The sequence below is a fragment of the Blautia sp. DFI.3.45 genome (assembly GCF_020593505.1).
In the GTDB taxonomy this organism is placed as follows: domain Bacteria; phylum Bacillota; class Clostridia; order Lachnospirales; family Lachnospiraceae; genus Blautia_A; species Blautia_A wexlerae.
Window position 1 is genome coordinate 1 of record NZ_JAJDMI010000015.1, and the last position, 13067, is coordinate 13067.

Here is a 13067-nt window from a genome sequence, read left to right on the forward strand (position 1 = left end):
TCTTTTTTATATCCGGCCGGCGTATTTTTCAGCATCTTTTTTTCTTCCTGATAATGACGGATCTTATCCGCAAGCATCCGGTTATAGAGAAAACGACTGCAGCCGATCGTCTTCTCTATCTGGGTTATCTGTTCTTTATTTGGATAGATCCTTATTTTTACTGCCCGGTTTATCTTTCTCACCCTGACTCTCTATATACTGATGGATTGTTTCAACAGGTGCTATATTTCAAAGATTTCTTTTGTTCTCTCTGACATCTTATCGTCCAGCATCTTTCTGCTATATTTCATAACCAGAATCAAACAAAAACACTGAATGAGAATTATTATCTAAACTCATTATGTACACTCACTTATTGCTTATTTCGACCGTCCAAATTTCAAGAGCATATTGTTCTTTTTTATTATAATATATTTATTGTATCAGAACAAGTGTTTTTGCGATTTTTTATGAATTTGAGCAGATATGCTCGAATATGCAATTCATCCCATCACCTATAGGTGAGGGAATTCTTGCTACGGTTGTTAAAAAATGTGATCGGATCCACATTAGGAGTCACCACAGTCCTGAATTGTGCTTCCGCCCCAAAGCTTTATGGTTCAATAATATTAAAATATTTATACTCTGACGTGACAGTAACCGCATCCATCAATCGTGTCAGGCAGGTCTCATCACCCTCCTGTTCAATCAAAGCAGCAACATTCTCAGCGTTTTTCTGAACAACAGCCAACAGTCCGGCACGTTTGGTATTCCATGTCACATCTGCATCCGGATCCTGTGCATCCTTCTGGTAAAGAAGTACGCCATTTTTTACGCGGAGTACATAATTACCTTCCGGCAATATAATATTTGCTGTAAAGGTCAGATCTGGAATCTTCGTCGTATCTACAAAAATTCCCAGATAATCCAGAATCATATCCGGTGTCATATGTAAGAAAACATCACCGTTACCGCTACTTCGCGTTGCATCATCGGTATTTGTACCATTTCGCAGTTCCTGTGCAGCACAAAGGTAAGCACTGCGCCATGGACCTGATTCTGCCTGATATCCCAATTGCTCCAATGCATCCGCACACAGATAACGTGCATCCGTATTTTCCGGATCAGCAAAAACCAGCGTATTGGTAATCTGAGCCACCCACTGATATTCTCCCTTGGCAAAATCTTCTTTTGCTTTTTCAAGAACAGCATCTGTATCACCGAAATGTTCTACCAGCTTTTGGGCATAATCCGATGGTGTAAGTTCAGCAAGATGGACAGGATTACCGTCATACCAGCCCATATATTTCTCATATACTGCCTTCGAATTATGAGAAACTGTACCGTAATACTGACGAGTATACCAGACTTTCTCCAGTTCCTCCGGAAGCTGGATCATATTGGCAATCTCTGTTTCCGTATAACCTTCATTAATGTAGAGCAATGTCTGGTCGTTAATAAACTTATATACAGCTGCTGTATTGGTCATATATTCCTGAATGGTATCATTTCCCAAATGTGGCCAGTTATGGGACTGGAATACCACATCTGCCTTATCACCATAGAGAGCCAGAGATTCCATGATGTACTCTGCCCATGCGTTTCCGTCACGCACCTGGGCTCCGCGGAGTGTATACAGATTGTGGAGTGTTCCTGTACAGTTTTCAGCCATCCACAAAGCATTTTTGGATCCAATCCAGAAGTTCATCTCTGCCGGTGCTTCGGTGCCCGGAGTAAGCTGAAATTCAATTTCCACTCCGTCAATGGTATGCTTCTCACCAGTTTGCGTGATTTCAAGTGTAGGAGAAATATAACTTGTTCTACCCTTGGACTGTCCCATACCAATACCAATGGCAAGGGATCCTGTTTCACCACCCTCAAGCATTGTTCCATACTGATAACTTGCTCTTCGTCCCATAGCAGTACCTGCATAAATATTCTCGCTGACAGCATGCTTCTCAAAGCCTTCCGGTGCAATTACCTGCACATTGCCGGCTTGTACCTCTTCTTCCGAAACAATTCCCTTGACTCCACCGAAATGATCAACATGAGAATGGCTGTAGATCACTGCCTTTACAGGAAAAGTGCCCAGATTCTCTTCCACCAGGGCAAGAGCGCTTGTGCACACTCTACACTCATCAATGGATCTACTACAATCCATCCTGTATCGCCTTTTATGAATGTGACATTTGACATATCATAGCCACGCACCTGATAAATTCCATCCGTTACTTCAAAAAGACCATAAATGTGATTCAGCTGTGTATCTCTCCAAAGACTGGGATTCGCTGTATCCGGAGCATCCTGATCCAGAAAAGCATATGCCGTCTGACTCCATACAAGCTTTCCGTTCTCATCATAAATATCCAGAGTATCCGGAGAAGCGATCCCACCCTTTGTAGCATTCTCAAACTCTGCAGTATCCTCGAAATCCAGCAATGCATAAACTTCCTGGTTTGCATCAATCGTATACTGAGTGGCCGGTTTACTTTCCGCTGTTAATTCTGATGCTGCAGCTGCAGTTAAACTGCCACAGATAGTCATGGTAAATGTCAATGCAGTGGTAATCAAAGCAATTACTTTTTTTCTTTTCATGTTATTTCCCCCTTGTCCTACAAGAATTTTGAATATTCTCTGCTGTAAATCTTAATTGATCACAAGAGCTATATTTAATAAAAATATAGCATGAATATATCAGGGAAACAATCAAGCTGTTGCGAAATGACATTTTTATTGCGGTAAATCAACACGATAAGCGGTAAAACAACATTCCTTTATAATATTTCTTTATATAGTGGGATTACTTTTCAAAGCAACTGCAGCCAACCTGACCAGATGATTTTCTTCACTTATAGATTTCATTTGGTCTGCATTAAATAAAATGCATCCACAGTGTCCCGGAAATGTAGGAAAACATATAATTTTCAGATTGGTATCTATTTCCGGACTATAGTCCATGATTTCAAGTGTTTCACCGTACAAGGTGGCACGTTCATAAACATGAAGCCATTTTGCGTCCATATTGGAGAAAAGGCTGGAAAAGGAATTTCCGATCATCTTGTCCAACGGCAGCTTTTCCAGTGTAGCCAAGGCTTCATTCCCATATCGAAAGATCCAGTCCACTGCCTTTTTTTCTTCATTAAATACCATTTCTATATCCGTAAATGCAAACGGGAGACCATCACATATTTTATAATATTTGCCATATTCTTCCGGGGTCAGCGGCAGCTTTTTTTACTGATCTTTGCAATCATAAGCTCCTGTTTTTTCTGCAGTTCTTCTCTGAGAGCCTTTTTCTTTCGCTTTGTATAGCAGATTTCCTCTCCATTAGACAGTAAAATTTTATCTCCAATATCACTGATTGCAGACACTGCAATCATACAGCCACGTTTTACCTCCATAAACCCTTCATCCAACTGCTTCTTTAATTCTTTCAATGTCATTCGACAACGATAAACACTTCCATCAAACATATGAATCGTACAATGATCATCTGACATGATCACATAAAGAATGTCTGCACACCGGATAGCAATCTTAGTACGATTAAAAATTACTGTAATAAATTCCTGCTGCATAGCTGATTCTCCTCTTATAAGTAAAAATCTACGATTACTCTTTCTTCTTCATATACATTGTTTTACATCCTGCACTCAATTCGTATTATAACACTTTCATCGGTCAGTTCTGAGTATTTTTACATCTCTGAATAAGGGATAACACCAGAACGAAACCCAAATGTTAGCTAAAAAATACTTCTTTTTTGTGGAAAATCATTACACGAACGTGATCAGAAAATAAGAAAAGCGTTCGTTGTCAGCTAATCCAGCTAACATTTCGAACGCTTTGAAGCCCGTCCATAAGAGGATTTGAACCTCCGACCCCTCGCTTAGGAGTTCATCCTGGTACAGAAAACAGCTTGCATTCTATGTCAATCAAAGTCATTCAAAGCCTTGATTTTACTGCTTTTTCTGTCAATTTCAGAAAAGATAAGAAAACCTGTTTTCATCTGAGGAATTACAGTTTGGGTGGAAAAATGGTGGATTTTCCACCATTAGGGTAAAGCCAACCTGTTCCTTCCAATTATAAATGATGACTACCATTACCTGACATTTTACAGTAATGATTATTTGGTTTTCTTATTAGATCTATGTCTATTATACCGTGCTTGCGGTCAACTGTCGATAACAAATTGACTGCAAATGTATTATTTTTTCTTACGTTTACACTTTGTATCACAAAACTTCTACACTTCAAATACTCGGAAGTGTTTCTGAACAGATTCATATTTCCCTGTTTCGTAATTTAGTATTTTCCATACCGGATTTAATTGCTCGTCCGTTAACGGAGTAACCTGATTGTCTTTATCCAGCCATGCAAAAATTATCTGTTCTGATTCTATCCAGGTTAAGTTTTTATCCTTCTTTATCTCATCAATATTCTCCTAAATATTTTTCTAGTCATTGCAATATAAAATTGCTTATACAGTCTCTCCCTTAAGAGTCCTGGTATTCTGGATAATATACAGAGCAACCGATATGACCATCATTATAGCGCACAAACCAATCAACAGATCTGATACCATCGGTGTAATGTGGAACCATATAATATGCACCGCTGCAGTTCCATATAATAAAAAGGTTACTATCTTTCCATGCCAGTCTGCACCATGTACTTTTCCTGTCTTTTGTATCACAAGACATCCACTGACTACCATATACAGCTCCTTACCTGCCATTATTACGATTAAAAGAAGCACATGCGGAAAACGAGTAAACAGACAGATTAACATCGCTGCCTGTGTCAGCTTATCAGCCACCGGATCAAGTATTTTTCCTAAATTACTAATTCTATGGAATCTTCTTGCGATATATCCATCAGCAAGATCCGTAAGACCAGACAGCAATAAGATTTCACCAGCTAACAGAGGATTTTTCTTTACACAATAACTCCATATAATTACCGGAATCAGACAAAGCCGAAAAAAAGAAAGAAGATTAGGAACCGTAATAATTCTATTCAAATTTTCTTCCTGATTCACTTCACTCTGCATGTACGGTCACCTCACTTTCCTTTTTTTTAGACATAAACCAATAAAATATAACACAAAATGCTAAAGCAAACACAACACCAAAAACATTTTGAATCACTCTAAGACTAACCGCTCCTTGTAGTCCATAAGTCTCTGCAGCAATGGCTAAAGCACCAAATGTGTTAAATACTGCCTGCCAGCCATATTGTGCTGAAAATCCTACACCGATTCCACCAAGAATTCCTATATATGCATAGATTGACGAAGGAAGCAGAAAATATAATACTGTAAAACATATAACACCTGCAATATTTCCGACAATCCTTTTACGGACTCTGTAGTGCATATCTTCCATAAACGGCAAAATCGTGGACATGGCCGCAATACCAGCCCACATTGCACGTGGCATATTACAAAGTTCTGCAATGCAAAGGACAATCGGTACGCATAAAATCTGACATATCTGCCATTTTGTTCTGGAAGAAGTGATATCAAATTCTTGTATCAGATCTTTCAGATTTCTTTTATAAGTTCTGTTTTTATGATTTCGATAAAATACGAAGCAGGTAAGTGCTGCACCTAAAGCCATTCCGACTAATCGCATCTGATAGCTTTTTCCCGTAACATCATAACCATATAGCAGCAGATACCCAAGAACCAATGTAGATTGATTAAACATGAATGGATTATGGCATCCGAACAGAATCAACACAGCCAGTGCCGCAATATTTAACAGCATTCCCAATACCGGTGAAAACTGATTTGCTAAATGCGGACATACAGTCATAATTACAAAGAACAAAGCCAAAAGCATCGTAGATTGTCCGGTGTGGATCCCCAGATCCGCATTTCTAAACACCATGAGACATAATAAGACTACTACACCTACAATGCTGTTCTCATTTCCAAATAGGATGCTGAAAATACTAACAAAGAAAAAACAAAATGCCATTGTAACAGCTATCTTCACCAGATATACCCACATATGATATAATTTTTCTTTTAGTGTTTCACTCTTTTTCAACAGGTTTTTAGAACCTGTCTGATTTAACTGCAACTCCTGATAAAATGTCATATAAATCCTCCCATCTTCTAATTTATCTTAAAACTATATAATCTCATCTTTCTGCTTTGGCAGCTCTATAACAAATCTGCATCCACCATATTCACGGTTTTCTGCTTTGATTGTTCCTCCGGCACTATCTACAATCCGTTTTACAAGTGCAAGACCTAGGCCATTTCCTTCTGCTTTATGAGATCCATCTACCTGATAGAACTTGTCAAATATTCTGGATTTTACATCATCCTCTATTCCTGGTCCTTCATCTTCCAGAATGAACTTAACAGAATCCTGTTCTTGTTTCAGAAACATCGTAATTGTCCCCTTTGAAGGGCTGAACTTAATCGCATTATCCAAAAGATTTATCCAGATATGCATAAAAAGTCCTTCATTCCCAGTATATTTAACTTCCTCCAATTCTACCTGAAAACCAATTTCTTTTTCTGTCCATTTTGTTTCCAATGAAAGAAATGCCTGGCGGATCTGTTCATCCAGACGATATTCTGTTTTTTTCATTGGTATATTCTGATTCTCTAACTTGGATAACAGCAAAATATTACCAACCAATCCGGAAAGTCTTTGGGTGTTAAATAAGATTTTTTCTACATATTCCTCTTGATCCTGAGACAGTTCTTCTCCCTGAAGCAGCATTGTATATCCTTCAATGGCATTAATCGGGGTCTTAAACTCATGAGAAACATTAGATACAAAATCCATCTGCAGCACCTCTGTTGCACGAAGTTCTTTTGTCATAACGTTAAAACTTTGATAAGATTCTCCAACTTCTGCTATACGGCTGTTCGTTTCCAAATGCTGTTCAAAATCTCCCTGAGAAACTTTCTTCATTGCTTTACTAAGTCTGGTAATTGGTTCCAGTAACTTTGCATTAATAAAGGAAGTGATCAGCCCTGCAATCAATGTATTAAAAATCAAAAGCCAGCCAAGCACAGGTATGCTGCCCGGCAGATTAAAAAAATGATTCAAAAAAGCAAATAATAAAGCAGATATGACTGTTGAAAATACAAGTGCCAGCCAGATTGCACCAGTCAGACAGGACCGGATCCGCAATCCTTTTTCTTTCTTTTGTTCCATTATTTTTTCACCACCTTGTATCCAATTCCACGCATTGTTACGATTTCAAAATCAGGGTTATCTTTAAAACGCTCTCTGATTCTTCCTATATGTACCTCTATCGTATGTGGGTCTGCCTCCGTCTCGTATCCCCATACTTCATCCATCAACTGTTGTTTTGTAAATGTTCTGCCTGGCGAAGCTGCAAGCTTATATAAAAGCAGGAATTCTTTTTTAGGCAAAACAAGACTTTCCTTATCAGTTGTAACCGTCATTGCATCATAATCAAACTCTGTTGAACCGATCACAATTTTGTGTTCATTCAGTATCTGTGCACGGCGAAGCAGTGCTCCGACTCTTAAAACCATTTCATTCACATTTACCGGTTTTACCATATAATCGTCACTTCCCGAAAGAAATCCCTGGCGCATATCATCAAAGGAACCTTTCGCAGTGATCATAAGCACTGGTATCTGATATCCTGCTGAACGAAGTTCTGACACCAGTTCATAGCCATCCATAACCGGCATCATAATATCAGAAATGATCAGATCAATATATTCCTTATCCAATACTTCTAATGCCTGTGCTCCATCCGATGCACTTTTGACTTGATATCCATTCTTCTCAAGCACTTTTTGGAATAGCTGGCTTAATTCTTTATCATCTTCTACAATCAATATTTGAAACACGTTTTCCTTCCTCCTTATTAAAACAGATACCTTGCCCATCCAAGCAGATGCTGTACCAAAAATATTTTTCTCTGACGTTTCTTTGTTAATTCGATTGGCTCTACATGATATGGATCATTATAAGTTCCGCCTTCTAATATCTGGCGGGACACTTTTTCATATTCCATCATGCCCTCTTCCAACTGTTTATTAATATCTTTACTGCGAATTACAAGCATCAGTTCCGTATCCAGATATGCACTTCTCATGTCCATATTAAAGGAACCGATTACAGACAGATCGTCGTCAATGAGAATACTTTTTCCGTGGTATGAATAACCGCCTTCATATTCCCAGATATTAATTCCTGTACTTAAGATTCTATTTCTGTTTTTCGCATAATCGGCAGCCCCAAATGGATTCCCATTATTCGCAACTGAATTTGTCATGATAGAAAAATCTGAAACGTTCTCTGCAATCTCCTCCCATGTATTATACATCATATCATTACAGATAATATATGGCGTGTGGATCTTCACACGATTTTTTGCATTTTTCATCAATTCTCCCAACTGATACCACACTACTGGTTCTTTGGAACCTGTGTGAATAGGATTTGACACTAATGTAATCTTTTCTGTCTCAAAAGTTTCGTCCGTATAATCGGTCTCGCAGATTCTTTCCTTATTCTCTTCAAAATATTTCTGATAGCTGTTCTGCAACTCTAAAACTGCGTTCTTTACAGATTTTCTATTTGCCAGTTTTTTATTGTTATGAAAATAACCACTGTCTTCCTGATTCCATATGGTTTCAAAATACTCTGACAACTGGTTAACTGAATTTTCTTTCTCAGGTTCATCGCAAACCACTAACACGTCTCTGTCATAGTTTTTATGTCCCGGAAAATCACCCAGGAAATAATTGTATGTATTTCTTCCCCCAAGAATATATCTCTTTCCATCTGCAATCAAATATTTATCATGCATTCTACCCATCATTTTCCACGGTTTCAACGGATTGGCCTTATTATACAGTTTAATTTCAACATTCTCATGGGAAGATAATCCATAGAAATACGGATTTCCTTCCATATCAATCCAGCTCTCCATTCCATCTACTAACAGACGAATATGTACACCTCTGTCTGCCGCATCATGCAGTGCTCCTAAAATCAATTTTCCACTTTCATCGGATTGAAATGCAAAAGTAGAAAGAATAATTTCCTTTTTTGCATTCTTGATCAAACGCACTCTTTGTAAAAGCGCTTCTGGATTCTTTTCTATGATTACTGCCCGTTCTGTATTTTCACTGCATTCGTTCCATGACCCATTTTTTGTTTCTTTTTTGGTTGTATTGGACACTTCCGGCTGCTTTTTATATGCAACGCAGATTCCGAGCAATTCATAAAAAGCCACACATAAAAAAATTGCCAGTATAACAAGAAGGATTTTACATATTTTATGCTTTTTCATTGTACATCACCTGATTCCTTTTTATTTCATACTTATACAATACAAAGTCAATCTCAATTTAACCTCAACAAAATTTATTTTTCATAAAAAAATATGACCGGCTTCTTTTTAAAGAAACAGTCATATTTTTATTCTAATATATGAAGGAGCTTTTCTTACTCCGTTGTATTAATCACTATTTTATTTCTTCCATAAGCTGTCGGATTTTTCTCAATGTACACCGTGTAACTGCCAGGTCATCTTCTTGTATATTCGATATGATTTTTTCATAAGCTTCTATCATTTTTTCTTTCTGACAATTACTTAATTCAATTGCCTTGTTCGTCAAAACAAGGTATGTTCTTTCTTTTTTTTCATCTAATTTCCAGATAATATATCCTTTATTTTCAAGACTTTTTACCATCTTAGATGTTTCTGGAATCGATAATTTCATGTATTCTGCCACTTCTGAAAGATATACTCCTTCATGACAGTCTGATTTTTCAACACATTCCTTTATACTATAAAGAAACAAATAATCTGTTCTTTCGACAAATTCAAATATACTTTCAACATTGATGCTCTTTAAAAAAAACTCCTCTGCACTGGTTCCTGCTCCCATATTATCGTTCCTCTCTTTCTATATATTCTTTTTTGCTGACTAGACTCTTATATGCCGGGCGAATGATCTTATCTGTAGTTATCAATTCTTCCAGGCGATGTGCACTCCAACCAGCAATTCTTGCTATCGCAAATAATGGCGTGTACAATTCTCTTGGAATATTCAACATGTCATACACAAAACCACTATAGAAATCTATATTAGGACTTACTCCTTTGAATATCTGACGCTGCTTTGCAATCAACTTAGGTGCAATCTTCTCAATATTGTTATAAAGGGTCATATCTTTCTCACGTCCTTTATCCCTTGCGAGTTGTTCTACAAAGCCTTTGAACACCCTTTCTCTCGGATCTGAAATAGAATATACAGCATGTCCCATTCCATAAATAAGTCCTTTCTGATCAAACGCCTCTTTCTTCAAAATCTTACTCAGATATGATGCAATTTCCTCTTCGTCTTCATAATCTTTCACATGACTTTTAATATCATCCATCATATTCATTACCATCAGATTTGCACCGCCATGTTTTTTTCCTTTTAAGGATGACATTGCTGCTGAAATAACAGAATAAGTATCTGAACCTGAAGATGTTACTACCCGTGTAGTGAATGTAGAATTGTTACCACCACCATGTTCCATATGTAACAATAATGCTATATCCAGTACTCTTGCTTCCAGTTCTGTGAATTTTGTATCTGGTCTTAATAGGCGCAGGAAATTTTCAGCAATAGATAAATCTTTTTCAGGTCTATGAATATACATACTTTCGTTTTTTTCATAATGACAATAAGCATGGTATGCATATACTGCTAACATAGGAAATGCTGCGATCAACTGCATACTCTGCCTTAGCACATTCGGAATTTCAAGACTTTCTTTTTCCTTATCGTAAGAGCCCAATGTAAGAATACTTCGAGTCATAGAACCCATAATATCTGATGTAGGTGCTTTCATAATGACATCTCTGGTAAAGTTAGTCGGTAGTTCCATACAATCAGATAGTCTTCCCTGAAATTCCATTAACTGTGTATCAGTTGGCAATTCTCCGAATAAAAGAAGATATGCTCCTTCTTCAAAGACAAACCTTTTTCCTTTACTTCCTGTTACTAAATCTTTTATATTATAACCACGATAAGATAACTCGCCATCACATGGACTCTTTACTCCATCACGATATTCAAAAGCTTTTATATCAGAAATATTTGTAAGCCCCGTCAACACACCTTGGCCTTTTTCATCTCGTAAGCCTCTTTTTACACCATACTCTGAATACAGATTCTTACTAATGCTATCATTTTGTTCACAAAAAATTGCTTGCTGTTTCATATAATTTTCCAAATTGCTCATTTGAATCGCTCCTTTCATTCTGTTACGAACTTACATACTATACTCAGATATTCTTGTTTCCAGTGCATTCAGCATTGTCTGTTCTTTTTCTTATTCTTATTCATTAGCAATACAATACAATGGAAAACTCAATTTAACCTCAACAAGGTTTGTTTTTTCATCCATGCAAAATCTTCTTTGTACAACAGACTGTTAGATATAGCAAAAACGGCCTTTCAAAAACAGTTAACTTCTAAATCAACTTTTTTTTGAAAGGTCGTTTCATCAGATTCTTATAGCAATCCAGCAAATAATCTCATAAATAATTGTCCCAGTCGCAAATATGCACTTCGTCCGGTTTGATATTGGTCTGTCACATCACGACATTCTCCCATCGTTCTTATCAGATCATTTTTTATTTCCACAACTGCCTGACAATCTGCCATAAAACAGCCGTTTTCAAAATGGTGATATAAACTTCGATAATCCAGATTAATTGTTCCACAAGTTGCCATACAGTCATCTGCCACACTCATTTTTGCATGACAGAAACCAGGAGTCCACTCATAAACACGAACACCATGTTTAACTAATCCATGATAAAAAGAACGAGTTATATTATAAATGAATTTTTTATCAGGGATACCAGGTGTGATAATTCTTACATCTACCCCTCGCTTAGCAGCCAGACATAACGCATGCGTCATTTCATCTGTTATGATTAGATATGGAGTCATAAACCAACAATATTTTTCAGCTTTATTTATCATACTGATATAAACTTCTTCTCCGACTTGCTCATTATCCATAGGGCTGTCTGCATAAGGTTGAACAAACCCAGTTTGCTGTGCCGCATAATCATAGTGGAAAAGGTATTTACTAAAATCAGAATCATTAGCATCCTTATCACTTACTGCATTCCACATTTCCAAAAATGTCACCGTAAGCGACTGAACAGCATCTCCTTCTAAACGAATACCTGTATCTTTCCACTGTCCATACGGGTGTGTGTAATTAAAATATTCGTTTGCTAGATTATATCCACCTGTAAATCCGACTTTTCCATCAATAACTGTTATTTTTCTATGATCACGATTGTTCAAAAACAGATTTAAACCTGGCATAAACGGATTGAATACACGGCAATGAATTCCTATTGCCTCCATCTTTTTCACAAAATCTGTGTTAATAAAGCCTATAGAACCCATATCATCGTAGAATACTCTAACTTCCACACCTGCTTTTACTCGCTCTTCCAGAACATCTTGAATCTTATGCCATGCTTCAGCGTCTTCTATCGCATGATATTCCATAAAGATAAACTTCTGTGCTTTCTCCAAATCCTTAAGCTGTGCCTCTAATCCTTTCACTGCTTCATCAAAATACACAATATCCGTATTCTGATAGATTGGATACTGCGAATTTCTTTGTATGTAACTTGCTATATTTCCTGCTTTCGGAATTGTTTCTTTTATTTTGCTCAAACACTCCTGACTGTCCGGAAGCATTGGTAACAATTTGCTATCAATTTCTGCATATCGCTCACGCATTTTATGTGTGCCACCATTCAAACCAATCAACAAATACAGGCCTACACCCATAATTGGGAAAATTAGAATTAAGATGATCCAAGGCATTTTCATAGAGGATGTCTTATTTGATGCGTACAATCCCAAAACCAAGATCCCACTCAAAATCCTTGTAAATAAATTTATGATTTCTGCATATTCATTCAAGCGTGTTACGATAGTAATAATAAAAATCACTTCCAGAAGAATGCAGATTATGGAAAAACACAGCCGTTTTACCCCATTTTTTGTTTTTGCTTTGCCCTCTAAAGTATCTTGTTTCATA

General features: G+C 37.2%; 13 protein-coding genes. All 13 read right to left on the minus strand.

The genetic code is table 11. The features are described from left to right. Nucleotides 1–182 (minus strand): helix-turn-helix domain-containing protein (locus LJE09_RS18395; RefSeq protein ID WP_173681639.1); only part of this gene is annotated, 182 nt, incomplete at its 3' end. 410 nt (nucleotides 183–592) lie between these two features. Then, nucleotides 593–2140, minus strand: coding sequence for an alkyl/aryl-sulfatase (locus tag LJE09_RS07265; RefSeq protein WP_227311098.1), 1548 nt, complete (start codon nucleotides 2138–2140; stop codon nucleotides 593–595). Continuing rightward, a complete protein-coding gene (locus LJE09_RS07270) occupies nucleotides 2053–2574 on the minus strand; it encodes a hypothetical protein (protein WP_227311100.1) in 522 nt (173 codons plus the stop codon). The genes LJE09_RS07265 and LJE09_RS07270 overlap by 88 nt, the downstream gene beginning before the upstream one ends. A gap of 192 nt (nucleotides 2575–2766) precedes the next feature. Then, nucleotides 2767–3129 (minus strand): hypothetical protein, encoded by a 363-nt coding sequence (locus tag LJE09_RS07275; protein WP_227311101.1) that lies wholly within the window; start codon nucleotides 3127–3129, stop codon nucleotides 2767–2769. Between the two features lie 68 nt (nucleotides 3130–3197). After that, nucleotides 3198–3557: a LytTR family DNA-binding domain-containing protein gene (locus tag LJE09_RS07280; protein WP_227311102.1), complete on the minus strand. Its 360-nt coding sequence runs from the start codon at nucleotides 3555–3557 to the stop codon at nucleotides 3198–3200. A 902-nt stretch (nucleotides 3558–4459) separates the two neighbouring features. Continuing rightward, complete coding sequence (locus LJE09_RS07285) at nucleotides 4460–5032, minus strand: CDP-alcohol phosphatidyltransferase family protein (protein ID WP_055053943.1); 573 nt, start codon at nucleotides 5030–5032, stop codon at nucleotides 4460–4462. Further along, nucleotides 5022–6086 carry an FUSC family protein gene (locus LJE09_RS07290; RefSeq protein WP_055060228.1) on the minus strand — a complete coding sequence of 355 codons (1065 nt, stop codon included), beginning with the start codon at nucleotides 6084–6086 and terminating at the stop codon, nucleotides 5022–5024. The genes LJE09_RS07285 and LJE09_RS07290 overlap by 11 nt, the downstream gene beginning before the upstream one ends. Nucleotides 6087–6119: 33 nt before the next feature. Beyond that, nucleotides 6120–7163, minus strand: a complete 1044-nt coding sequence (locus LJE09_RS07295; RefSeq protein WP_055053945.1) for a HAMP domain-containing sensor histidine kinase — start codon at nucleotides 7161–7163, stop codon at nucleotides 6120–6122. Beyond that, on the minus strand, nucleotides 7163–7873 hold the full coding sequence (locus tag LJE09_RS07300; protein WP_003693048.1) for a response regulator transcription factor: 711 nt from the start codon (nucleotides 7871–7873) through the stop codon (nucleotides 7163–7165). Before LJE09_RS07300 ends, LJE09_RS07295 begins: the two co-directional genes overlap by 1 nt. Next, on the minus strand, nucleotides 7852–9285 hold the full coding sequence (locus LJE09_RS07305) for a phospholipase D family protein (RefSeq protein ID WP_055053946.1): 1434 nt from the start codon (nucleotides 9283–9285) through the stop codon (nucleotides 7852–7854). Before LJE09_RS07305 ends, LJE09_RS07300 begins: the two co-directional genes overlap by 22 nt. 175 nt (nucleotides 9286–9460) lie before the next feature. After that, entirely contained in the window at nucleotides 9461–9886 is a 426-nt protein-coding gene (locus LJE09_RS07310) for a MarR family winged helix-turn-helix transcriptional regulator (protein ID WP_006858455.1), read from the minus strand. Between the two features lies 1 nt (nucleotide 9887). After that, nucleotides 9888–11252 (minus strand): citrate/2-methylcitrate synthase, encoded by a 1365-nt coding sequence (locus LJE09_RS07315; RefSeq protein WP_172679323.1) that lies wholly within the window; start codon nucleotides 11250–11252, stop codon nucleotides 9888–9890. 254 nt (nucleotides 11253–11506) lie between these two features. Next, a complete protein-coding gene (cls, locus tag LJE09_RS07320) occupies nucleotides 11507–13066 on the minus strand; it encodes a cardiolipin synthase (RefSeq protein ID WP_055053948.1) in 1560 nt (519 codons plus the stop codon). Nucleotide 13067: the final 1 nt, after the last annotated feature.

Coding starts and splice junctions, on each gene's coding strand:
- LJE09_RS07265 (WP_227311098.1), bottom strand. CDS start 2,140: ATGGATTGTAGTAGATCCATTGATGAGTGTAGAGTGTGCACAAGCGCT.
- LJE09_RS07270 (WP_227311100.1), bottom strand. CDS start 2,574: ATGAAAAGAAAAAAAGTAATTGCTTTGATTACCACTGCATTGACATTT.
- LJE09_RS07275 (WP_227311101.1), bottom strand. CDS start 3,129: ATGGTATTTAATGAAGAAAAAAAGGCAGTGGACTGGATCTTTCGATAT.
- LJE09_RS07280 (WP_227311102.1), bottom strand. CDS start 3,557: ATGCAGCAGGAATTTATTACAGTAATTTTTAATCGTACTAAGATTGCT.
- LJE09_RS07285 (WP_055053943.1), bottom strand. CDS start 5,032: ATGCAGAGTGAAGTGAATCAGGAAGAAAATTTGAATAGAATTATTACG.
- LJE09_RS07290 (WP_055060228.1), bottom strand. CDS start 6,086: ATGACATTTTATCAGGAGTTGCAGTTAAATCAGACAGGTTCTAAAAAC.
- LJE09_RS07295 (WP_055053945.1), bottom strand. CDS start 7,163: ATGGAACAAAAGAAAGAAAAAGGATTGCGGATCCGGTCCTGTCTGACT.
- LJE09_RS07300 (WP_003693048.1), bottom strand. CDS start 7,873: ATGGGCAAGGTATCTGTTTTAATAAGGAGGAAGGAAAACGTGTTTCAA.
- LJE09_RS07305 (WP_055053946.1), bottom strand. CDS start 9,285: ATGAAAAAGCATAAAATATGTAAAATCCTTCTTGTTATACTGGCAATT.
- LJE09_RS07310 (WP_006858455.1), bottom strand. CDS start 9,886: ATGGGAGCAGGAACCAGTGCAGAGGAGTTTTTTTTAAAGAGCATCAAT.
- LJE09_RS07315 (WP_172679323.1), bottom strand. CDS start 11,252: ATGAAAGGAGCGATTCAAATGAGCAATTTGGAAAATTATATGAAACAG.
- cls (WP_055053948.1), bottom strand. CDS start 13,066: ATGAAACAAGATACTTTAGAGGGCAAAGCAAAAACAAAAAATGGGGTA.